A 22269-nucleotide genomic window follows, 5' to 3' on the forward strand; every position below is an offset into this window, starting at 1 on the left:
TAAAGGGGCTTTTTTTAAAAATATGATAAAATTTATCCGATTGCCTGTTCCAGATCAGAAATAAGATCCTGGCCATCTTCAATTCCCACACTTAGTCTGATAAGAGAATCAACGACTCCACTTTTTTCCCGTTCTTTTTTTGGAATACTGGCATGGGTCATACTTGCCGGGTGGCCTGCTAAACTCTCCACTCCTCCCAATGATTCTGCAAGCGTGAAGACCTTTAGTTTTTCTACAATTGCAACGGCATCCTTAAAACTGCTTCCTTTGGGTATAAAGGATATCATTCCACCATATGCTTTCATTTGTTTTGTGGCAACATCATGATTGGGATGATTTTTAAAACCAGGCCAATAGACCTTTTCAATTTTTGGATGCGCAAGTAAATATTCTGCAATTAGTTTTCCATTTTCACAATGCCGCTGCATTCTTACATGCAACGTTTTAATCCCTCTTAGAACTAAAAAACTATCCATTGGGCCACACACAGCTCCACTGGCGTTTTGAATGAAATATAATTTCTCTGCCAAGACTGCATCTTTCACAACTAAAGCGCCTACGACCACGTCGCTATGTCCGCCAAGATATTTGGTGGCAGAATGCATTACTATATCAGCTCCTAAATCCAGAGGTTGCTGCAAATAGGGAGTTGCGAAAGTATTATCCACCGCCATAAGCAGTTTATTACTTTTGGCCAATTCTGAAACCGACCGCCTTAATGTCAATTACATTCATCATTGGATTAGTTGGAGTTTCAACCCAAATTAATTTCGTATTTGAATTAATTAAGGCAGCAATATTAGCTACTTCCTGCATACCTATGAAATGAAATTTAATCCCGTATTTTTCAAAGATCTGTCGGAAAAGGCGATAGCTACCACCGTACAGATCATTCGTTGAAATTACCTCATCACCTGGCTCTAATAGTTTAATAACTGCGTCCATAGCCGCCAATCCACTCGCGAATGCCAATCCATGATTTCCATTTTCAATACTGGCAAGGGCATCTTCCAATGCACTCCTTGTTGGGTTAGCACTACGAGAGTATTCAAAACCCATATGCTCACCAGGACTAGTTTGGGCATAGGTAGACGTCTGATAAATCGGAGGCATTACAGCACCGTAGGCCTTGTCCGGCTTTTGTCCCCCATGTATTACCTTACTATTAAATCTTAATTTCTTGTCGCTCATATTTTAAATTTATGTTCACAAATGTATTGTTATCTTTTGGAGAAACCAATGAATCCTTAGTTTTGCAATAGATCCAAATTCAATGCAATGAAGCATATTATAACCTACCTTTTTTTACCTGTATTATTAATTAGCTGTCAGGACAACCGCAATGTTACTTAATCTCGCTTTACAGGAAGAAGTTATATCCAAATTGACTTTTGATGATGAATTAAATGCTGAAACTATTCAGCAGGCCATTGAATCATTTACAAAGGGTTATTTTGAATTAAAAAAAATCTATCCCGATGAAACAATTGGATGGAAGGCCACAATAAATGGATTGGTAACCTATGAAAATAATGACCTCATAACGATTGAATTGCAGTCTTATTTGTTTACTGGTGGCGCTCATGGTTATGGATCTACAAATTATTTAAATTTCAATAAAAAAAGTGGTAGAGAAATAGATCCCTGGGAGTTGTTTGAAGATAAGGAAGGGTTTCAAAAATATGCAGAAACGCAATTTAGAATACAACAGAATATCCCCGAAAATAAGTCCATAAACAGTACAGGCTTTATGTTTGACAGAGACCTTTTTTATCTACCTGAAAATATTGGATTTACAGACAAAGGGCTTAAACTTTTGTATAATCAATATGAAGTGGCTTCATATGCCGATGGCCCTATTGAACTGACTCTTCCTTATAAGGATATTCAAAAATTTTTATCGGGTAAAATCAAAACCTAGCTCGCCTTTTCCTTTAGTAGAATCTTATCCAATGAAAGTATTACGCCAAGATGTAATCCTTCATGAAATAGATTAAACTTCAAAGCGTCTTCAACATTGCTCAATACAACCTTTGTGCTCGTGGTATATTCATTATACTCCTTGAAAATTCCATTTTCGTAATCCTGCTGTGTCCATTCCACTGTGGAAAACAAAAAACCACCAATATGATCTATCTCTTCATCCGTAGGAGGTAAATCTGGTAAAGTTCCTTTTCTGAATTTTTGAATCAAAGAATCATCAATACGCGGAGTTAGATTACTAAATTTGTAAATAAGTATTTGTTGGGTGGCAACGACATGGGCTATATTCCACCATATGTTATTGCGGTAGCCTTCCGGAATTTCAAATAGAAGATTAGGAGGAGTTTGCTTTAATATTTTGTATAGTATCTTCCTGTTTTGAATCGTAATGTCAAATATTTTTTCCAATGTTTACTAATTTTCCGATTAATAATAATGCGTTTGCCTTGAATAAAAATAACATATTCATTTAATAATAATTAGTGGCGGTTATTATAATTTTAATTTCATAAAGAAATAGCATGAAGAAAATTTATTATTTAAGTAGTTGTGATACATGCAAGCGTATTTTAAATGAGCTAAAGCCTCTTGATAATTTTGAAATTCAGGATATTAAAACAGACCCAATTACTAGTGAGCAGTTAAACGAAATGCGAAATTTAGCAGGTAGTTATGAAGCCTTATTCAGTAAAAGGGCACGCCTGTATGGTGAGCGCAATCTAAAAGATCAGCAACTTGAAGAAAAGGATTATGAGGCGCTGATATTGGAACATTACACATTCTTGAAACGACCTGTTATTTTGGTAAACAATCAAATATTTATAGGAAATAGTAAAAAGGTGGTTGCTTCTGCCAAAGAAATCATTCATTCTTGAATAAGCGAACTCTAGCCATATTATCAGCCCTGGGTGCTACAACAATTTATGGATTAAACCATACCATTGCCAAAGGGGTGATGCCCATTTATATTAAACCATTTGGTTTTATTATGCTTAGAGTGCTGGGAGCTGCCATATTGTTTTGGAGTATTTCCTTGATGGGCCCAAAAGAAAAGATTGAATCTAAAGACTGGGGGCGGATACTGCTGTGTTCGCTTTTTGGCATGGCAATTAATATGCTGGCATTTTTTAAAGGTTTGGATTTATCAACGCCCATAAATAGTGCTGTCCTGGTTACCACCACGCCCATCATAGTGGTCGTTTTATCCTTTTTTTTAATTAAAGAAAAAATCAGGATGCTCAAAATCGCGGGTATATTGATTGGTCTTACAGGTGCTCTTTTTCTTGTCCTATACGGTAATGAAATCAGACAGGATGCATCAAATATCCCATTGGGTAATTCTCTCTTTTTGTTGAATTCACTATTTTTTGGACTTTACCTTATTCTTGTAAAAAAACTACTGGAAAAATACCATCCTTTCACTCTTTTAAAGTGGATGTTTCTGATAGGCATTATATACAATTTACCGGTTGCACTTCCCGAGTTTTTAGAAGTGTCATGGTTTTCGCTGCCATTTGAGGCTATATGGAAAATGGCATTTGTGGTCATAGGAACTACTTTTTGTGCTTATTTGTTTAATGTTTTTGCATTAACCCAATTAAAGGCATCTACAGTAAGTGCCTTTGTATATGTACAACCTGTAATCGGTATTCTTTTTGCTGTAATAAGTGGCAGAGATAACCTCACAACCGTTAAAGTAGTAGCGGCGTGTTTAGTGATGTTAGGAGTTTATCTTGTTAGCAAAAAACCAAAACCGGGTTCAATAACAGACTAGCTGGCTTTCCCAGAGGTATTAACTACAACATCATTACTTTCAGTAATTTTTTGAGCCTCCAGGGACCGGCTTATAAGTTCTATACCAATTGATATTTTTACAAACAGAATTATTCCTATTTTTAAACTCACAAAAAAAGACTATGACTAACAAACCTTCATTTATTAAAGAACTTTCTTTGCCTGCCATCGCAGCGCCCATGTTCCTTATCTCTGGTCCTAAATTGGTTATTGAATGTTGCAAAAATGGAATTATAGGAACTTTTCCTGCCCTTAATCAACGTACAAGTGAAGGATTTGAAGAATGGCTTATTCAAATAAAATCTGAATTAGATGCTTTCGAAGAAAAAACAGCGACTAAGGCAGCTCCATTTGGTGTAAATCTGATTGTTCATCCTACGAATCCAAGGCTCGAAGCAGATCTGAAATTATGCATTAAACATAAAGTTCCTATCATTATCACCTCTTTGGGAGCAGTTTCGCAACTAGTTGATGCTGTCCACAGTTATGGTGGATTGGTTTTTCACGATATAATCAAAAAAAGGCATGCGGAAAAGGCGGCTGAAGCAGGGGTTGATGGACTAATATTGGTTGCGGCCGGTGCCGGAGGTCATGCAGGAACTATTAATCCTATGTCGCTTGTAGCAGAAATTAAAAAGTTCTACGATAAAACCATCATCCTTTCAGGCTGTATAAGTACCGGCAGAGATATTGCATCGGCCTTACAAATGGGGGCAGATTTGGCTTATATGGGTACACGCTTTATTAACACTGTTGAAAGTAAAGCGCCGGAGGAATATCGCCAGATGATCATTAAGGCCGGAGCAAGTGATATTACCTATACTGCAGCCATCTCCGGAGTACATGCCAATTTTCTTGGAGCAAGTCTTGCAGCTGCAGGAATAACAGAAGAAGACCTGAAAAAGGACGTTAAAATTGACTTTGGGAAAGAACTAGATACGGAAGCCAAGGCATGGAAAACCATTTGGTCTGCCGGTCAGGGATCCACCACAATAGATAATGTCCTTTCTGTCTCGGAACTCGTTGCGAGTCTTAAATCTGAATTTAAGGCAGCAATTGAAGAACAAATGGCATTATTGGACAATTATCCAAAATAATAATTAAACAATCATCTAATATATGTACGTAAAAAGAAATATTGGCTGGGGAGTTATCCTGAGATATTCCTGGAAAAACGTTATCTTTTTTACCCTGTACGCAAGCTTGGTATTTTCTATATATCATTTTTTTGGCTGGAATTTCATTGATATTCCCTTTCAACCAATCAGTGTTATCGGTATTGCTGTTGCTTTTTATATTGGATTCAAAAACTCTCAAAGCTATGATCGTTTTTGGGAAGGTAGAAAAATTTGGGGTGGCATCGTAAATTACAGCAGAACCTGGGGTATTCAGGTATTAAGTTTTGTTCGTACTGAGGATAAGACATACGATAAAAAAATGCATACCCAATTAATCTACAGGCATATTGGATGGATAAATGCACTCAGAGTGCAACTGAGGCAACCAAAACCTTGGTCCTTAAAAGAAGACAGATCGGTTGAAAAAATGTATGAAAAACACGGAGAGCGAAACCCATCCTGTAACGAAGCTTTTAAATACGTAAATAAAAGAGAATTTATTGATCTAAAAAAAAGGGTAAACCCGGCTACCCATTTGGTTAAAAACCAGGCCATGGATATTGTTGCATTAAAAGAAAAGGGTGTTATTGATGGTTTCCAGGAAGATCAGATGCATTCTGTTTTAGAAGAGCTCTATAATCTCCAGGGTAAAAGTGAACGAATAAAAAACACGCCTTTTCCACGACAATATGGATATTTTTCAAGGCTTTTTACCTGGATATTCATTTTGATTTTACCTTATGGTCTGCTCGACGTTTTTGAAGATGAGACTTTAGTATCATTTGATTCTATGCAAGCCTGGTATGTATTTTTAATGATTCCCTTTTCAGTTCTGATTTCATGGGTATTTATTACCATGGAAAAAGTTGGGGATAATAGCGAAGATCCTTTTGAAGGCAGATCATCTGATGTGCCAATGACCGCCTTATGCCGAACTATTGAAATTGATTTACGGGATATGCTGGATGAAGACAATTTACCAGAAGCGGTTAAAGCCAAAGACCATATTCTCTACTAATGCCTCTGGTTAAATCTCAATACAATCCTCCCCTTCCATTTAAAAATGGTCATATCTCTACTATTTACTCCGGCTTGATTAGAAAGGTTAATAATTTTAGCCAGCAAAGGGAACGTCTGGAACTGGGGGATGGTGATTTTATAGATTTGGACTGGAGCTTTTCTCAAACCCCGAGTAATGCCGTTGTTATTCTTCTGCATGGTCTTGAAGGCCATGGGCAACGTCCTTACATAACAGGAAGTGCCAGGCATTTTAATTCCAACGGACTTGATAGTTGTGCTGTAAATTTCAGAGGCTGTAGCGGAGAAACCAATCGATTATTCAGGTCTTATCATTCAGGAGCTACAGAAGATCTCAAAGCGGTAATACAACACATCCTTTCTACCAGGAAATACAGCAGCATTTATATAAAAGGGTTTAGCCTAGGGGGTAATCTCACACTAAAGTATCTGGGAGAAGGTGAAGTTGCAAATGAAATAAAAGGAGCTGTAACTGTTTCCGTGCCTTGCAGTTTACACGATTCTCTCATACAATTGCTTAAATTTAAAAATACGCTTTATGCCAAGAGGTTTAAAAAACATCTGATTGAGAAGCTTTACATAAAACAAAAGAAATTCCCGGAATTAATATCCGTTAAGGAAATAGAAACTATAAAGACCCTTAAAGACTTTGATGATGTTTACACAAGCAGAGCTCATGGATTTGAGGATGCTTTAGATTACTACAAACAGTGTAGCAGCCTTCAGTTTTTACCCCGGATAAAGATTCCTGCATTGATTATTAATGCCCGGGACGACTCATTTTTAGGCCGCGATTGCTACCCGGTTAAAGAAGCAGAGAATAACCCAAGGCTTTTTCTTGATATGCCTAAATATGGAGGACATGTGGGATTTTTTGATTCACAAAACATATCCTATTCGGAAAAAATTGGCTTAAAGTTTATTAAGGATCTTTTTTGATCCATGCTATTTCTTATCTTAGTGCTTTTAATTTAAATGACATGCGAAAAATATTTGCCATAATTGCAATTTGTGCCGTGGCTACCAGCTGTGGAGAAAAAAAAGAAGAGAAAAAAGAAGGTGGTTTTGAAATGAACCGCGCCAAAAAGGAAGTGCAAGTAGAAACTAAGTCTGAAACTGTCCCGGTTGATCTAAATAACAAAGGTATAGGGCCAATTACCTCTGTTGAATTTGCCGAAGAAATTGATACTGAAATGGCAGCGGTGGGTGAGGCAAAGTACAGCGCTATTTGTACCGCTTGCCACATGGCAAACCAACGTATGATAGGACCTGCTTTAGCAGGTGTTTATGATCGCAGAAGCCCGGAATGGGTCATGAATATGATCCTAAACCCGGATGGCATGCTTAAAGAAGATCCAATTGCTATAGCTTTATATGAAGAATACAATAAAGCTGTAATGCTCAATCAGAATTTAAGTGAGGAAGAGGCTCGGGCGGTAGCCGAATACTTGCGTACCTTATAAAGTTTAGATTTACTTATTTAAGTGCTGTTCTCTGGATTTTATATAAAGAGTTCAGCACTTTTTTTTGAAGAATTATATCAACATAGATGGTTATACGTCCATATTTGTATTAGTCCCTCACAGAGCAAACCACTTTACTCATTTTACCTTTTTAACAAATAAAGAAATTCTTAGTTTCGTACAAGCAAATTAACGATATGAAAAAAATTCTATTAAGATCATTAGTAATAATTCTATTGATAACAGGCTTCAAGAATTACGGACAAAATAAAAACTTTATTGATCAACCGTATTTAGAGACCACCGCACGAGTTGATACCTTAGTTATACCAGACCGTATTTATCTATCAATACGAATTACAGAAGCAGACACCAAGGGAAAAACTTCGGTTGAAAAATTAGAGAACAAAATGGCCGACAAACTGAAATCACTGGGTATTGATATCGAGAAACAGCTTACGCTTTCAGATCTGGCAAGTAATTTTAAAAAGTATTTCCTAAGAAAAGTGGACGTACAAAAAGATAAGGAATATTCATTATTGGTCTATGACGCGGTAATGGCAGGAAAGGTTATCCTGGGTCTTGAATCAATTGGAATCTCAAATGTGAACCTAACAAAAACCGAGTATTCAAAAATTGAAAAGCTTAAAATTGATCTGAGACAAGAGGCTGTTCGGGCAGCAAAAAAACAGGCAGAGGCTATGGTACTCCCTTTAGATCAGAAACTGGGAAATGCCCTTTATATCTCCGATCTAAATACGGGCATACAACCCATGATGGATGGACGAATGGCGAGGGTACAAATGTTTAAAGAGGCCGATGAAGAGCAACCCATAGCTATTGAATTTGAAAAGATAAAAATAGAAAGTACTGTAAATGTTAAATTTTCAATCCAGTAACTATCAGACCTTATCCACAACTAGCTTGTAGGTAGGATCCTCGAGGACATTGACATCAATTATGGCATCGGCATTTGACAATAGGCGTCTGCAATCCTCACTCAAATGCCTCAAATGAACTTTCTTACCTACTTTGTGATAGCGTTCCGTAATTTTGTTCAATGCTTCTATGGCAGACATATCTACTACCCTGCTTTCTCTAAAGTCAATGATCACTTCATCCGGATCTTCCAGTACTTCAAACTTCTCATTAAATAAAGTGACAGATCCAAAAAACAGTGGCCCATAGATCTCATAATGTTTTATTCCATTTTCATCGATATATTTCCTTGCGCGTATCCTTTTAGCATTATCCCATGCGAAGACAAGGGCAGAAATTATAACCCCAACCAACACTGCTAAGGCAAGGTTATGGAGAAATACCGTCACCAGGGTTACCAATATCATTACAAGCACATCAGATTTTGGCATTCTTCGAAAGGTACGCAAGCTAGCCCACTCAAATGTTCCTAAAGCAACCATTATCATTAAGCCGGTAAGTGCAGCCATAGGTACTTTTTCAATCAGGTCAGCACCAAACATGATAAAAACTAGAAGCATCACCGCAGCCACAATTCCCGATAATCTTGCCCTTGCTCCATTGGAAGTATTGATTAAACTCTGGCCAATCATAGCACAACCGCCCATTCCGGAAAAAAGTCCCGAAAGAATATTCGCTGTTCCCTGGGCAACCGCTTCTTTGTTCCCGCGTCCACGGGTTTCTGTAATTTCATCTATAATATTAAGCGTTAACAAACTCTCAATTAAGCCTACGCCCGCAACTATAACCGCATAAGGGAAAATGATCTGGAGCGTTTCCAAATTAACAGGCAGTTGTGGAATATGAAAAGGAGGAAATCCGCCTTGAATAGAAGCAATATCACCAATTGTTTTAGTGTCTATATCGAATGCAAGTACCAGTCCAAAAACGGCCAGGATCGCAATCAGGGAGGCAGGAACCGCCTTACTTAATTTTGGCAATCCCCATATTACGAGCATTGTGAAAAAAACTAATCCTAAAAAAATGAATAAAGTACTACCGGACAACCAAGAGCCATCTGACGACTTGAACTGGTCTAACTGTGAAATAAAAATAATTATCGCCAACCCATTTACAAATCCAAATATTACCGGATGGGGAACGAGCCGCATTAATTTACCTAATCGAAGAACGCCGGCGGCAATTTGTAAAATTCCTGCCAGCACAACTGTAGCAAATACGTATTCCACACCATAATCCATGGCAAGTGAAACTATAACAACCGCAACTGCCCCCGTTGCTCCGGAAATCATTCCCGGTCTTCCCCCGAGTATAGAAGTAACCAGCCCCATTACAAAAGCTGCATATAATCCGGTTAATGGGGATAGCCCGGCAATGAGGGCAAAAGCTATTGCCTCGGGGACTAAGGCCAATGCCACAGTTAATCCGGATAGGACTTCAGTTTTATAATTTACTTTTTGAGAAAAATCAAATAGATTTAAGTACTTCTTCAAAGCCTTTATATTTTAAGGAGGCAAAAATAGTACTTATTAACAGTTTAAAGACTTAATTGAAAAGAATTATGGAATTCATAATTACCACCGATCCAGGCCTAATAATTTCTTCCCAAGTTCAGATAATTTAGCAGTATCGTATTTAACTTGCTCCCAATTTCTTGGATCACCCGGAAAGGCATAACCCTCCGGAGCTACTCTGTTCTTCCAGGAATTAATGCGCCATTGTCTTAATTCTTCATTTTCCTCTTCTGCCGGCATCATTGAAATATACTGAGCTATTCTTACTTTATCCTTAGATCTGTTGGGTCTGATACCATGAGGCTGAGTGCTGTTAAATATAAGCAGATCTCCTGCCTCCATTTTTACTTTCACAATCTTTTCTTCCAAACCAGTTGTGTCTGGTTGAAAGTGATCCCTGTCTTCAGGTTGGGTTAGTTTCCAGCTATCATAATTTCTATACAACCATGGAATGCATTGAAAGCCTCCCATGTTCTCGTCCGTCTGATCAACTAGTGCCAGCACACCTTGGACGTTTTGCGGGCGTGTTTCGGGATCATAATCCCAATGTATAAAGCCTTTCTTTTCAAATCCGGGTCTTTGTGGAAAATTTAGATTGGCCCGGTCAATAGTGACCCAAAGTTTATCCGTCCCCCAAACATCCACAAAAGCATCATATACACGTTGTGTTTGCCGGTTATTCCAAAGATGCTGGTTGTTATAAACCTCAACCATACCCGTGCCGGTTAGCTCTTTCATTTGCATTTCAGCCCGCGGTGGCGCATACCAGGTTTCAGGGTCGCTCGGATCTTTTTCGTCGAATTCCCATAGAAAATCTGCAGTTATCCTGGCCTGTTCTCTGGAAATTGCATTTTTTATCACTATATAACCATTATGCTTCCAGAATTCCCAGTCCTTTTCGCTAAGAACTCTTAAAGGAACATTATTAGACCTGTCATTAAGTTGAATTTTGCTACTTGTAGCCGTTGATGGGTTTCCCGGAATATCCTTGTGGGCCTTATTGGCCATTTCCAGTTTGGATGCTGCTTTTTCCATAATGATTCTGTATTGAAATTAAAAGATAGTCAAATCTAAAGAGATCTTATGGCGATCTCCACCTTGATTTTGATCAATAATTGTACTATATTGATATTTATTATCCCAATTATAGTCTATAACAACAATTTTGTTAAATATTTGATTTGAAAATTCAATTAGAACAAATAAATCCGGATGCCAAGAGCTCATTCAGATTATTGCACAATCCAAGATTAAACGACTTATTCTACTGGCATTTTCACCCGGAATATGAATTGGTCTATATTGAAGGTGCCAACGGTACAAGGCATGTGGGAGATCATATCTCTCAATATGAACATAGTGATTTGGTACTGATAGGGTCTAATATCCCCCATTTGAATTTCGATTATGGCATACAGACAGATTACAAAAAAGAGGTTTTGCATGTTAGTTCGGCATTTAAGAATAATATATTTACCGAAATTCCGGAGCTATCTGATGTGTTTGAACTTTTTGAAAAATCTCAACATGGAATAGCCTTTACCGGAAATACCAAGGTTGCTGTGGGCTCAAGGCTAAAAAAACTTCATACTTTAAGTCCTTTTACACAGTTTCTGGAAGTACTGCATATTTTTTCAATTTTAGCAGCATCTCAGGAGTATGTCTTATTACATGACTATCCGGTTATAAATAAATACAGTCAAAAACAAAAAGACCGGTTGAAGAATATCTATGCATTCATTGATGAAAATTACCAGCGAAAAATAGAACTTAAAGAAGTAGCTTCAATTAGCAATTTAAGCAAAGAAGCTTTTTGCAGGTATTTTAAAGATGCTACAGGACGCTCTTTTACCTCATTCTTAAACCAATATCGCATTAGCCAGGCCAAGCGTTTACTTATGAAAGGCAGTAATATCAGCGAGGCTTGCTACGAATGCGGTTATGAAAGCCTTTCTTATTTTAATCGTACTTTTAAAAAAATTGCCTTTGAAAATCCATCTGATTTTAAAAAAAGATATTTAAATAAAAATACTTTCTAAACTCATAATTCAAATGAAATTCATAGTTACATTAATATTTTTCATTATTTGCTCATCAACAATTGCGCAAGATGAGGTATTAAATAATGCATATAGCAGAGCATCTTTATCACTTAATGGAGAGTGGAACATAATTATAGATCCATATGAAAATGGCTATTATAATTATCGCTATGAAGCTTTTGATCTGACGGATCCGCCCTCAAAAAATGCATATTTTACAAATACATCCCCTGTGGACAAAACGGATTTAATAGAATATGATTTTGATAATTCCGAAACATTAATGGTCCCAGGAGACTGGAATTCCCAAAAGGATAAACTTTTATATTATGAAGGTTCTATTTGGTACAAAAGGTCTTTCGATTATTCTAAAGAAGAAGCTGCCAACAGAGTTTTTGTTTACTTCGGAGCTGCAAATTATCAAGCTGATGTATACCTGAATGGAAGAAAACTGGGCCGACATATAGGCGGATTTACACCATTTAATTTTGAAGTAACGGATTTGCTAATGGATAAAGGAAATTTTCTGGTAGTCAAAATTGATAATAAGAGAACCCCGGAAGCTGTCCCCACGTTGAATACAGATTGGTGGAATTACGGTGGTCTTACCAGAGATGTGAAATTAATAGAAACAAAAGAGACTTATATAGATGACTATATGATTCAATTAAATCCTAAAAATTCCGATGAAATTTTAGGATATATTCAGCTCAATGGCCCTGATAAAGCAAATAGAGAAGTAACACTTAAAATATCAGAAGCGAAAATTTCCAGAAAAGTAAACACCGACATAACCGGCAGGGCTCAAATACATATTAAAAAGGCAAAATTGAAAAAATGGAGTCCGGAAAATCCAAAATTATATGATGTTTCTCTCAATGCAGGTAGAGACCAGATCAAAGATAAGATTGGTTTTAGAACCATAAAAACCGAAGGAACATCAATTTTATTAAATAATAAACCAATTTTTTTAAGAGGAATATGTATCCATGAAGAGAGTCCTATTAATCAAGGACGAGCAAAAACCATGAAAGATTCTGAAAAACTTTTAGAATGGGTAAAGGAAATGAACGGAAATTTTGCACGCCTGGCGCATTATCCCCATAATGAGTCTATGGTCAGAGCCGCTGATAGTATGGGAATATTGCTGTGGGAGGAAAACCCGGTTTATTGGACTATTAAATGGGAGAATCCCAGCACCTACGAAAACGCTCAAAATCAACTTACAGAGGTCATACAAAGAGATAAGAACAGGGCATCAGTCATCATTTGGTCCATGGCTAATGAAACCCCGGTAAGTGAGCCCCGTCTTAAATTTCTTAAAAAATTGAAAGAACATACCAGAAGTCTGGACCCTACCCGTTTAATAAGCGCAGCATTAGAACAAAATACCGTTGATGGTAACAGTAATGTGCTAACCATAGATGATCCTTTTGCAGAGGAGGTCGATATCCTGAGCTTTAACCAATATATAGGCTGGTATGTTGGATTGCCTGACAAAGCTCGTACCATTACCTGGAAAATTGATCAGAACAAACCTGTATTTATTTCAGAATTTGGAGCAGGAGCTAAATTTGGTTATCATGCTGACAAAGAAACAAGGTGGTCCGAAGAATATCAGGAATATCTTTACGAAGAATCATTAAATATGCTAGACAAAATTGAAAAATTACAAGGATTTTCGCCATGGGTTCTAAAAGACTTCAGATCACCCAGAAGACCTCTGGCAAAAATTCAGGACGGATATAACAGAAAGGGTCTTTTTGATGAAAAAGGAAATAAAAAGAAAGCGTTCTATGTTCTGAAAGAATATTACGACAACAAAGCAAATGCAGCAAAGGGTAATTAAGATATTGTGTACAAAAAAACCACTCCGAATTGAAATCCGGAGCGGTTTCTAACTAAATAACCAACCAAAAATATTTTTTTACAAACCTTTCCCTACTAACTTAAATAACGCAATATTTAAAGTTTTCATTGCCTGGATACAGGTAAACCAATGTTAAAGTTTTGAGTATTTCATCGTTTTTTAACTTGGCAATTTCAACATTATTCCCACGACCCAGACAATACTATTTGTCTGATAAAATATTATAATACAATGACTGTCAATAAATTAAGTGGTTATTATTTTTAAGTACATTTGATAGACTAAATTAGTTTGATGGAAAAAGATCTTAAAATTGCTGTTTTGGGCGGTGGAAGTTGGGCTACGGCTATTGTAAAAATGCTCACCGAAAACAGGGATAAGGTAATCTGGTATATGCGTAATGAAGACGCAATAAAATATATTAAGGCCAATAAACACAATCCTAACTACCTTACCTCCGTAGAATTTAAGCTAGAACAGCTAGTCCTCACAAATAATATAAGCGAAGCAGTTTCCATGGCTAATCTACTGATATTCGCAATTCCATCTGCCTTTTTAGAAAGTGAACTCAAAAAACTCACAATCCCTTTGAGTGATAAGATAATTTTCTCTGCTATTAAGGGAATTGTGCCTGAAACAGGATTAATAGTAGGAGAACATTTTTATCAAAAATATGGTATTCCCTATGAAAATATTGGTGTTATAACCGGTCCATGTCATGCTGAAGAAGTGGCCTTGGAACGTTTGTCGTATTTAACAATTGCCTGTGCCGATACTGACAAGGCTATTGAACTTTCAGGTCATTTAAACAGCCATTATATTAAGACTAAAATTTCAGATGATATCATAGGCACTGAATACGCAGCCATGCTGAAAAATATTTACGCCTTAGCCGCAGGTATCGCTCATGGATTAGGTTATGGCGATAATTTCCAATCTGTTTTAATGAGTAATGCTATCCGAGAAATGAAGCGATATATTTCGAGAGTTCACAAGATGAAACGCAATATCAATAACTCTGCCTATCTGGGAGACCTTCTGGTAACCGGTTATTCAACTTTTAGTCGGAATAGGATGTTCGGTAATATGATAGGTAAAGGATATAGAGTAAAAAGTGCCATGATGGAAATGAAAATGGTAGCGGAAGGTTACTACGCAACGGAAACTGCCTATAAATTAAAATCAACTTTTAAAAAGAAAGTCAGGACTCCAATTATTGATGCGGTATATGATATTCTTTATGACCATAAGAATGCAAAAAAAACTTTCAGAGCTCTCACGGAAAAATTAGATTGAACATGAAATTTTTTTATTAGCTTCTAATTGAATATTTTAGGAATGCCTTGATATGTTGTTATTCTCGATTATTTTGAAATGAATCTAAAATATTTCCTTCTTATTGTAATGGTTATAGCCTTATTTTCATCCATGGCGTTCATGACTGATGGAAATTCCAGGTCCTTTGGTCCAACAAAAAGAACAGATCCCTTTGTTGCTTATTCACAAGAAATTTCCGGAAGCGATATTATAATTAAAATGACCCCTGTAAAAGGAGGTGACTACTTGATGGGAAGCAACAGCCATGAAGATGATGAAAAACCTCAACACAAGGTTTTTGTAGATGATTTCTGGATGAGTACGTTTGAAATAACCTGGGAGCAGTATGAACTTTTTTTAGAACGCCAAATTGATACTATCGGATTAAAACATTCAGACCCTGAAGTGGCTATAGAAATTGATGCGGTATCTTCAGCATCAACACCATATGTTGATATGAGCCAGGGCATGGGCAAAAAGGGATATCCTGTTGTAAACACAACACAATATGCAGCATTAACATTTTGTAAATGGCTTAGCGCAAAAACAGGAAAATTCTATAGGCTGCCCACAGAAGCGGAATGGGAATATGCAGCAAGGGCAGGCAGTACAACCACCTATTATTTTGGTGATGATCTGGCTGAACTCAATTTATATGCATGGTACAAGGATAATAGTGAAGGTAAATATCAGAAGGTAGGCACGAAGCAGCCTAATAAGTTTGGCCTATACGATATGCATGGAAATGTTGCGGAATGGACCATGGATCAATATGTTTCGGATACTTATGCCAGTAGATTGGGAAAAACTACCAAAAATCCTTTTATTAAACCAACGAAACTATATCCGAGAACAGTTCGCGGAGGATCCTGGATAGATCATGCAACAGCACTAAGATCATCTGCCCGGCAAGGATCCTCAGCAGAATGGAAAAGAATTGACCCCCAGATTCCTAAAAGCCGCTGGTGGTTTACTAATGCGCCGAATGTTGGTTTTAGAATTATCCGCCCTAAAAAAATTCCACCAAAAGAAGAAATCGAAGCCTATTGGCTTACTGCAATAGATGACTATTAAAATCCTTAAAAATGAAAAATAAAAAGAACGCTCTTACCCGAAGAAATTTTTGTAAAAATACTGCTATCGCAGCAGGAGGAATCTTAACTGTTCCATTGGACGTAGCGGCTTCAGCACATGTTCTTGGTGAAGATTCCATAAAAATTGCGCTGGTAGGATGTGGTGGCAGGGGCACCGGTGCTGCAGTACAGGCACTTAGCACTAAAGAAAATGTAAAATTAGTTGCAATGGCCGACGCATTTCAGGATCGTCTGGATAGCTGTTATGAAATCTTATCCAAGAAATTTATTGATACTGACAAAATTGAAATTAAAGAAGAAGATAAGCACCTGGGCTTTGATGCCTATAAAGCAGCTATTGATAAAGCAGATGTAGTAATATTAACCACTACACCCGGTTTCAGGCCTCTCCACTTTGAGTATGCAATTAGCAAAAACAAGCATGTTTTTATGGAAAAGCCTGTAGCTACGGATGCTCAGGGAATACGAAGCGTGCTGGAAACCGCCAAAATTGCCAAAACGAAAAAATTGAATGTTGTTGTTGGACTGCAACGGCATTATCAAAAGAATTATTTGGCATGCCTTGAGGAGATAAGAGCTGGTAAAATAGGCCAGATTATTTCCGGACAGGTTTATTGGAATAGTGCTGGGGTATGGGTAAAAGAGCGCCAGGAAAATCAAACAGAAATGGAATATCAAATGCGGAATTGGTACTATTTTAACTGGTTGTGCGGGGATCATATTGTAGAACAACATATTCACAATATAGATGTAGCTAATTGGTTTATTGGTGAGTTCCCTGTGCATGCGCAGGGTATGGGAGGCAGAGAAGTAAGAAAAGGAAAAGAGTACGGCGAAATATTTGACCACCATTTTGTTGAATTCACATATCCCTCCGGTGCTGTAATTTCCAGTCAGTGCAGACACCAAAAAGGTTGTTTAGACAATGTATCGGAAAGTTTAATGGGTACCCAAGGTAAAATCTATTTGGATTCTCAGAATAAAGGAATAATTACCGGTTATGACGGCAGCACAATCTATGAACATCAGGGGGCTAATGATCCTAATCCCTATCAGACAGAACATGATGTTCTTTTTGCTTCTATTAAAAACGGAGGGGTAATAAGCGATGCGGAGCACGCGGCAAAGACAACAATGACAGCTATTCTTGGAAGGATGGCTACATATTCAGGGCAGTTAATCACCTTTGAAGATGCTTTAAACAGAGGGAGGAGTCTAATGCCAGATGAATATAGTTGGGATGCAATACCTCCTGTAACCCCTGATACTAATGGATTTTATCCAATACCTGTACCCGGAGTGACCAAAGTACTGGAGGATCCAATACCTGTACCCGGAGAGACAAAAGTAGAAGAGGAATAGAAAATAAATTAAACGCGGTCTATAGTAAAAACAGAATGCTCCTGTATTTCTTGCAGCATTTCCTCTTTCCATGACAGGATTTTTGAATCATCCAATTTAAAAATTGATTTAAATTCATCCAGAATTGGATCCAATAGAAAAGGTATGCTTTCAATATCGAAATATAAACGTCCTGTTCTTCGAATAAAAAAGTCCATAGGGGTAGCTATCATTTCATAATTAATTCCATAATGCAGTTCGGCTTTGGCCATTCTTATGTAAGGATCCTTATCTTTTTGAATGGAATAATCCTCTAAAATAGTGTCAGTCTGCTTCCCATAGGTTGTTACAAGATACCAGGCATCATATTCTGTAAAACCATCTTTTTGGATTCGTTCAAATATTTCTGATATATATTTTTTAACGTGTTTAAATTTTTTGAAATCATTTCCACATAAAGGAATATCATCCGTTGTGCATTCATCAAGTTCAATTCCTTCTTCCTCATCCATTTTTTTTGATAACCGGTTGACGACTCTTTCAGCCATCTTTCGATACCCGGTTAATTTACCTCCTGCTATGCTGATAAGGCCACTGTCTGAAACAAATATTTCATCCTTACGAGATAATTCGGAAGTAGATTTTCCCTCTTCATGGATTAAAGGTCGTAAACCCGCCCATGAAGAAATAATATCATCCATTTCCAAATTAATTTTAGGAAACATATTATTGACTGCTGAAATTAAATACAATACGTCTGCTAAATCGAGTTGTATATTATCTTTATCCTTATCATAGTTAGTATCCGTTGTTCCTACATAGGTAATTTTACCTCTGGGGATAGCAAAAATCATTCGCCCATCAGGAACATCAAAATACACGGATTGCTTTACAGGTAATTTTTCATGTGGAAATACTAAATGAACCCCTTTCGTAAGATGAAGTCTTTTGCCCTTTTTTGAGTTATTAATACTTCTTAATTCATCTACCCATGGTCCGGCCGCACTAATAACGTATTTTGATTTAAGCGTAAATTCATTACCTGTCAGACCATCCCTAAAATGAAGCCCGGAAATAATATCCTCTTCGTAATCAAAAGATGTGACCTCTGCATAATTCAATGCAACAGCCCCAAAAGTAAGACTCGTCTTAATGTTTTCAATGGTGAGCCTGGAATCATCTGTACGATATTCTGCATAATACCCTGCCCCTTTTAATTTCTTTTTTGGCAATAGGGGCTCCAATTCCAATGCTTCTTTCTTTTCAAGCATTATACGTTTGTCATCCCCAGCAACCTGCGCTAAAATATCATATACCTTCAACCCAATAGAAGTAAGCCATTTTCCGTATGACCCGCCATCAATCAAAGGAAGTAGCATTTTTTCAGGAAGCACCAGGTGTGGTGCGAGTTTATGAACAATAGCCCTTTCAGATCCTACTTCTTTTACTAACCAAAAATCAAATTGCTTAAGATACCTGAGACCGCCATGAATTAACTTTGTAGATTTACTGCTGGAACCTGAGGCAAAATCCCCTTTTTCCAGTAATGCCACTTTTAGTCCTCTGGAAGCTGCGTCCAGGGCAATACCTCCTCCGGTTATTCCTCCTCCAATTATTACAAGGTCAAATTTGGTTCTGGCCAGGTTTTGAATGATTTTATTCCTGTCAAGGTTTGAAAATCGTATATTCTCGCTCATGCTATTTGCTTTTCAATAATTCCTTAACCTAATTACAAATGTAACGGTTTATATCTCCTATACAGTTGCTCCAGTTTTATTCAATTGTTATCATTGAGTATAACTTCTCCTTAAGTATCGGGTAATAAAATAATTATAGCGCGTTTTATGATGAGGCAGTAAATTCATATTCTCTTTCTACAAGACAGACTCTTATTTTGTACCATTTATACCATTCTTTTTTTCCCATTTCCTGTGCAGCCAAATGTTTGAGGTTGGATTTCCATTTTGAAATAGATTCCAGGTTTTTCCAATAACTTATTGATATTCCAATTTTGTCTTTAGCACTCTCAAATCCAAGATAGCCCGGTTGATTTTTAGCCAATTCTTCCATTTGCTTTGCCATTTGGAGATAACCTTTATCCCCGGAAGTTCGCGTGCTGGTAAATATTACGGCATAGTACGGTTTTGTCATGATTGTTTATAAAATGAAAGCGCGTTCTACGAAATAATTTACAATAGCTTCTTTCATTAAGACAGATTGTTCTCCTGCTTTTAAAGGAGGAAGTGTTTCCTTTACAATATAATGGGGCCAACCTTCTTCGTCAAAAAACTCAAACTCGTAATATCCGTAAGGCTCCAATAATTTGCAAATGGCTATATGCATCAGATTAACTTTCTCTTCTTTTTTATAGGTTCTGTGATATTGGCCTAGTTCCTGGATGCCAATAAGGTAAATGATCCCATCTATGTCCATTGGATCTCCATCGGAAAACTTAGCAGACAATTTCACAATGAGCTCTTCCCACCTATCCTTTAATTGACTGTCTCTACTCACTTTTTTGATCGAAAAAGATTAAAAATTATAATAAACCCTAAACCCTTATTGAGGTAAAAATCAAAGGTACAAATCAAAATTCTATATTTGTGCAAACAATTTTCTGTGAATATTCTTGATATTATTTTGGGGTTATTTCTGGTATATGGCCTTTATAAAGGACTAAAAAATGGACTCTTTGTTGAAATCGCCTCACTTGCCGCCATCATTATCGGGCTTTATGGCGCAATTAAATTTTCTTACTTAACCGGTAGCTACCTTTCTCAAAACATGGATTGGAATGAAAATTACATAAAAATAGCGGCGTTCATAATTACTTTTCTGGCCATAGTGATTCTGGTAAATATGGCTGGTAAGATACTTACCAAAATTGCAGATTTTGCTATGCTCGGATTACTAAATAAAATTGCCGGTGGTTTATTTGGGATATTAAAGACAGCGGTTATTCTTGGTACTCTGTTGTATTTTATTGAAAGTGCAAGTTCATCATTTAATCTAATTGAAAATAATACCGTTAAAGAATCTGTTCTTTATAAACCTGTAAGAGATATTGGGGCCCTGGTTTTTGGTAACATAATAGAGGTATTTCAGGACGGATAATTGGTAAAAAGTGCAGTTCATCGAAAAAAAAGGGTTTTTCATGCGCTCTTTTCATAATTTCTTTAATATTACAAGGATGATCCTTTTAATAAGGATCTTAGAGAACACCCCACTCTTCCTTTACCCTACTTACAGATAGAACACTATATGAAAATGAGATTGCCTATAGCATTCTCGGTTTTATTTGTATTGTTGGCTGGATCTTGTAGCACAGAGTCCATAGAAAATACGAATATTCCGAGTTCTGAAAATGCCGTTTTGGTTGAACAGGCCCTTTTGGATATTGTTAATGACCATAGAATTAATCTTGGTTATTCATCATTACTCTTTAGCCAAGTAGCTTATGAGTATGCCAATACGCATACCGATTATATGATCGCTAAAGGCAGTTTAAGTCACGATAACTTTAGCTCAAGAGCCTCCAAAATTTCTAGCGAAGTCAATGCAGAATACGTGGCTGAAAATGTTGCTAAAGATTACCCAGATGCCGCTGCAGCCTTGGAAAATTGGCTCCAGAGCCCTAATCATCGCAAAACTATTGAAGGTGAATTTACACATACGGCCGTAAGCGTAAAAAAAGACGCCAGCGGAAAACTCTATTTTACCCAGTTGTTCTACCGTTAATCTAATCCGGAAAAATTTCTTTTATTACATTTGATAGGTAGTATTACTTTTAATACCATCAAAAAAACTCATTAATAATTTGAAAACAATGTCCATTAAACCTCCTTTTAATCTTAACAAGTGGATTGAAGAAAACAGAGACTTATTAAAACCCCCTGTTGGAAATAAGAATTTATACAAAGATGCAGGAGACTATATAGTAATGATCGTTGCCGGGCCCAATGCGCGAAAAGATTATCACTACAATGAAACTGAGGAACTTTTTTTTCAGTTGGAAGGCAATATCGAAGTCCATATACAGGAAGACAGACAAAAAAAAACAATGAAACTGGGGCCTGGTGATATGTACTTACATCCTGCAAAAGTCCCGCACTCTCCTGTTAGGTACGAGGGCTCCATTGGTTTGGTAATAGAGCTTAAGCGCGATCATTTGCAAATGAAGGACGGCCTTCTTTGGTTTTGCGATAATTGCAACCACAAACTTTACGAAATATACTTTACTTTACATGACATTGAAAAAGACTTTTTATCACATTTTACACATTTCTATGGTTCTGAAGAGTTAAGGACTTGCGATAATTGTGGAACCGTTATGCCGGTTGATGATAGGTTTACGGCAAAGGAAGAAAGATAATAAATGAAACTTACAATTACCATTTTAATTGCGCTTGTGGCAGGACTACATCTGTATTTTCTTTGGTTCGAGATGTTTGCCTGGACTACCAGGGGTAAAAAAATCTTTAAAAAATTTCCTAAAGACATGTTCGAACCGACAAAATCTCTTGCTGCAAACCAGGGTCTCTACAACGGATTTTTGGCTGCCGGCCTAATTTGGACATTTATTATTCAGGATACTTTTTGGAGTACAAATATTTCTGTTTTTTTCCTAAGCTGTGTTGCAATTGCAGGTATTTATGGAGCTTTTACTGCCGACAAAAAAATCTTCTTTGTGCAGGCTCTACCTGCGTTAATTGCGCTGCTCCTAATCTTTATTAACCGGGTCTAAGATTCCATAACT

General features: G+C 37.0%; 23 protein-coding genes and 1 pseudogene. 17 read left to right on the top strand and 7 right to left on the bottom strand.

Features of this window, described 5'->3' with window-relative positions; all coding sequences use genetic code 11:
• Positions 1–32: 32 nt before the first annotated feature.
• Positions 33–1191, bottom strand: a pseudogene (locus tag Q0X89_RS03435) (cystathionine gamma-synthase).
• A gap of 151 nt (positions 1192–1342) precedes the next feature.
• On the opposite strand from Q0X89_RS03435, the gene Q0X89_RS03440 reads away from it, so the two are divergent.
• Entirely contained in the window at positions 1343–1921 is a 579-nt protein-coding gene (locus Q0X89_RS03440) for a DUF3298 and DUF4163 domain-containing protein (protein WP_297691208.1), read from the top strand.
• Here Q0X89_RS03440 and Q0X89_RS03445 read toward each other — a convergent pair.
• Positions 1918–2391: a DinB family protein gene (locus Q0X89_RS03445; RefSeq protein ID WP_297691209.1), complete on the bottom strand. Its 474-nt coding sequence runs from the start codon at positions 2389–2391 to the stop codon at positions 1918–1920. The two genes, Q0X89_RS03440 and Q0X89_RS03445, sit on opposite strands and share 4 nt — an antisense overlap.
• A 113-nt stretch (positions 2392–2504) precedes the next feature.
• On the opposite strand from Q0X89_RS03445, the gene Q0X89_RS03450 reads away from it, so the two are divergent.
• The 7 genes from Q0X89_RS03450 (at position 2505) to Q0X89_RS03480 (ending at position 8295) form a co-directional block, all read left to right on the top strand.
• Positions 2505–2858 carry an arsenate reductase family protein gene (locus Q0X89_RS03450; RefSeq protein WP_297691210.1) on the top strand — a complete coding sequence of 118 codons (354 nt, stop codon included), beginning with the start codon at positions 2505–2507 and terminating at the stop codon, positions 2856–2858.
• Positions 2855–3757, top strand: a complete 903-nt coding sequence (locus tag Q0X89_RS03455; RefSeq protein WP_297691211.1) for a DMT family transporter — start codon at positions 2855–2857, stop codon at positions 3755–3757. The genes Q0X89_RS03450 and Q0X89_RS03455 overlap by 4 nt, the downstream gene beginning before the upstream one ends.
• 142 nt (positions 3758–3899) lie before the next feature.
• The gene (locus Q0X89_RS03460) at positions 3900–4874 is read left to right on the top strand and encodes a nitronate monooxygenase (RefSeq protein WP_297691212.1); all 975 of its coding nucleotides are present in this window, start codon (positions 3900–3902) and stop codon (positions 4872–4874) included.
• Positions 4875–4896: 22 nt separating this feature from the next.
• Positions 4897–5913 carry a bestrophin family protein gene (locus tag Q0X89_RS03465; RefSeq protein ID WP_297691213.1) on the top strand — a complete coding sequence of 339 codons (1017 nt, stop codon included), beginning with the start codon at positions 4897–4899 and terminating at the stop codon, positions 5911–5913.
• Positions 5913–6872: an alpha/beta fold hydrolase gene (locus tag Q0X89_RS03470; RefSeq protein WP_297691214.1), complete on the top strand. Its 960-nt coding sequence runs from the start codon at positions 5913–5915 to the stop codon at positions 6870–6872. The genes Q0X89_RS03465 and Q0X89_RS03470 overlap by 1 nt, the downstream gene beginning before the upstream one ends.
• A 41-nt stretch (positions 6873–6913) precedes the next feature.
• Complete coding sequence (locus Q0X89_RS03475; protein ID WP_297691215.1) at positions 6914–7396, top strand: cytochrome c; 483 nt, start codon at positions 6914–6916, stop codon at positions 7394–7396.
• A 197-nt stretch (positions 7397–7593) separates the two neighbouring features.
• Complete coding sequence (locus Q0X89_RS03480; protein WP_297691216.1) at positions 7594–8295, top strand: SIMPL domain-containing protein; 702 nt, start codon at positions 7594–7596, stop codon at positions 8293–8295.
• A gap of 3 nt (positions 8296–8298) precedes the next feature.
• On the opposite strand, the gene Q0X89_RS03485 is transcribed toward Q0X89_RS03480, so the two are convergent.
• Positions 8299–9828, bottom strand: a complete 1530-nt coding sequence (locus Q0X89_RS03485; RefSeq protein WP_297691217.1) for a SulP family inorganic anion transporter — start codon at positions 9826–9828, stop codon at positions 8299–8301.
• Positions 9829–9909: 81 nt separating this feature from the next.
• On the bottom strand, positions 9910–10884 hold the full coding sequence (locus Q0X89_RS03490; protein WP_297691218.1) for a phytanoyl-CoA dioxygenase family protein: 975 nt from the start codon (positions 10882–10884) through the stop codon (positions 9910–9912).
• A gap of 146 nt (positions 10885–11030) precedes the next feature.
• On the opposite strand from Q0X89_RS03490, the gene Q0X89_RS03495 reads away from it, so the two are divergent.
• The 5 genes from Q0X89_RS03495 to Q0X89_RS03515 all read left to right on the top strand — a co-directional run bounded on the left by Q0X89_RS03495 (position 11031) and on the right by Q0X89_RS03515 (position 17534).
• Positions 11031–11888, top strand: a complete 858-nt coding sequence (locus tag Q0X89_RS03495; protein WP_297691219.1) for an AraC family transcriptional regulator — start codon at positions 11031–11033, stop codon at positions 11886–11888.
• 13 nt (positions 11889–11901) lie between these two features.
• On the top strand, positions 11902–13740 hold the full coding sequence (locus Q0X89_RS03500) for a glycoside hydrolase family 2 TIM barrel-domain containing protein (protein ID WP_297691220.1): 1839 nt from the start codon (positions 11902–11904) through the stop codon (positions 13738–13740).
• Positions 13741–14055: 315 nt separating this feature from the next.
• On the top strand, positions 14056–15057 hold the full coding sequence (locus tag Q0X89_RS03505) for an NAD(P)H-dependent glycerol-3-phosphate dehydrogenase (RefSeq protein WP_297691221.1): 1002 nt from the start codon (positions 14056–14058) through the stop codon (positions 15055–15057).
• A gap of 78 nt (positions 15058–15135) precedes the next feature.
• The gene (locus Q0X89_RS03510; protein ID WP_297691222.1) at positions 15136–16152 is read left to right on the top strand and encodes an SUMF1/EgtB/PvdO family nonheme iron enzyme; all 1017 of its coding nucleotides are present in this window, start codon (positions 15136–15138) and stop codon (positions 16150–16152) included.
• An 11-nt stretch (positions 16153–16163) separates the two neighbouring features.
• Entirely contained in the window at positions 16164–17534 is a 1371-nt protein-coding gene (locus Q0X89_RS03515) for a Gfo/Idh/MocA family oxidoreductase (RefSeq protein WP_297691223.1), read from the top strand.
• Positions 17535–17542: 8 nt separating this feature from the next.
• Here Q0X89_RS03515 and Q0X89_RS03520 read toward each other — a convergent pair whose 3' ends face one another.
• From Q0X89_RS03520 to Q0X89_RS03530, 3 genes are all read right to left on the bottom strand, one after another.
• Positions 17543–19210: a glycerol-3-phosphate dehydrogenase/oxidase gene (locus Q0X89_RS03520; RefSeq protein ID WP_297691224.1), complete on the bottom strand. Its 1668-nt coding sequence runs from the start codon at positions 19208–19210 to the stop codon at positions 17543–17545.
• Between the two features lie 145 nt (positions 19211–19355).
• On the bottom strand, positions 19356–19664 hold the full coding sequence (locus Q0X89_RS03525; protein ID WP_297691225.1) for an antibiotic biosynthesis monooxygenase: 309 nt from the start codon (positions 19662–19664) through the stop codon (positions 19356–19358).
• 6 nt (positions 19665–19670) lie between these two features.
• The gene (locus Q0X89_RS03530) at positions 19671–20027 is read right to left on the bottom strand and encodes a hypothetical protein (RefSeq protein WP_297691226.1); all 357 of its coding nucleotides are present in this window, start codon (positions 20025–20027) and stop codon (positions 19671–19673) included.
• A gap of 105 nt (positions 20028–20132) precedes the next feature.
• Between Q0X89_RS03530 and Q0X89_RS03535 the strand changes: the two genes are divergently transcribed.
• The 4 genes from Q0X89_RS03535 to Q0X89_RS03550 all read left to right on the top strand — a co-directional run bounded on the left by Q0X89_RS03535 (position 20133) and on the right by Q0X89_RS03550 (position 22257).
• Positions 20133–20627, top strand: a complete 495-nt coding sequence (locus Q0X89_RS03535; RefSeq protein WP_297691227.1) for a CvpA family protein — start codon at positions 20133–20135, stop codon at positions 20625–20627.
• Between the two features lie 147 nt (positions 20628–20774).
• Positions 20775–21251, top strand: a complete 477-nt coding sequence (locus Q0X89_RS03540; protein ID WP_297691228.1) for a CAP domain-containing protein — start codon at positions 20775–20777, stop codon at positions 21249–21251.
• An 88-nt stretch (positions 21252–21339) separates the two neighbouring features.
• Positions 21340–21885 (top strand): 3-hydroxyanthranilate 3,4-dioxygenase, encoded by a 546-nt coding sequence (locus Q0X89_RS03545; protein ID WP_297691229.1) that lies wholly within the window; start codon positions 21340–21342, stop codon positions 21883–21885.
• Positions 21886–21888: 3 nt separating this feature from the next.
• The gene (locus Q0X89_RS03550; protein WP_297691230.1) at positions 21889–22257 is read left to right on the top strand and encodes a DUF1304 domain-containing protein; all 369 of its coding nucleotides are present in this window, start codon (positions 21889–21891) and stop codon (positions 22255–22257) included.
• The last annotated feature ends 12 nt before the right edge of the window (positions 22258–22269 follow it).

The organism is uncultured Eudoraea sp., from assembly GCF_947258525.1.
GTDB lineage: Bacteria > Bacteroidota > Bacteroidia > Flavobacteriales > Flavobacteriaceae > Eudoraea.

Coding starts and splice junctions, on each gene's coding strand:
- Q0X89_RS03465 (WP_297691213.1), top strand. CDS start 4,897: ATGTACGTAAAAAGAAATATTGGCTGGGGAGTTATCCTGAGATATTCC.
- Q0X89_RS03475 (WP_297691215.1), top strand. CDS start 6,914: ATGCGAAAAATATTTGCCATAATTGCAATTTGTGCCGTGGCTACCAGC.
- Q0X89_RS03510 (WP_297691222.1), top strand. CDS start 15,136: ATGAATCTAAAATATTTCCTTCTTATTGTAATGGTTATAGCCTTATTT.
- Q0X89_RS03550 (WP_297691230.1), top strand. CDS start 21,889: ATGAAACTTACAATTACCATTTTAATTGCGCTTGTGGCAGGACTACAT.
- Q0X89_RS03440 (WP_297691208.1), top strand. CDS start 1,343: ATGTTACTTAATCTCGCTTTACAGGAAGAAGTTATATCCAAATTGACT.
- Q0X89_RS03490 (WP_297691218.1), bottom strand. CDS start 10,884: ATGGAAAAAGCAGCATCCAAACTGGAAATGGCCAATAAGGCCCACAAG.
- Q0X89_RS03515 (WP_297691223.1), top strand. CDS start 16,164: ATGAAAAATAAAAAGAACGCTCTTACCCGAAGAAATTTTTGTAAAAAT.
- Q0X89_RS03470 (WP_297691214.1), top strand. CDS start 5,913: ATGCCTCTGGTTAAATCTCAATACAATCCTCCCCTTCCATTTAAAAAT.
- Q0X89_RS03505 (WP_297691221.1), top strand. CDS start 14,056: ATGGAAAAAGATCTTAAAATTGCTGTTTTGGGCGGTGGAAGTTGGGCT.
- Q0X89_RS03480 (WP_297691216.1), top strand. CDS start 7,594: ATGAAAAAAATTCTATTAAGATCATTAGTAATAATTCTATTGATAACA.
- Q0X89_RS03500 (WP_297691220.1), top strand. CDS start 11,902: ATGAAATTCATAGTTACATTAATATTTTTCATTATTTGCTCATCAACA.
- Q0X89_RS03545 (WP_297691229.1), top strand. CDS start 21,340: ATGTCCATTAAACCTCCTTTTAATCTTAACAAGTGGATTGAAGAAAAC.
- Q0X89_RS03520 (WP_297691224.1), bottom strand. CDS start 19,210: ATGAGCGAGAATATACGATTTTCAAACCTTGACAGGAATAAAATCATT.
- Q0X89_RS03460 (WP_297691212.1), top strand. CDS start 3,900: ATGACTAACAAACCTTCATTTATTAAAGAACTTTCTTTGCCTGCCATC.
- Q0X89_RS03450 (WP_297691210.1), top strand. CDS start 2,505: ATGAAGAAAATTTATTATTTAAGTAGTTGTGATACATGCAAGCGTATT.
- Q0X89_RS03525 (WP_297691225.1), bottom strand. CDS start 19,664: ATGACAAAACCGTACTATGCCGTAATATTTACCAGCACGCGAACTTCC.
- Q0X89_RS03540 (WP_297691228.1), top strand. CDS start 20,775: ATGAAAATGAGATTGCCTATAGCATTCTCGGTTTTATTTGTATTGTTG.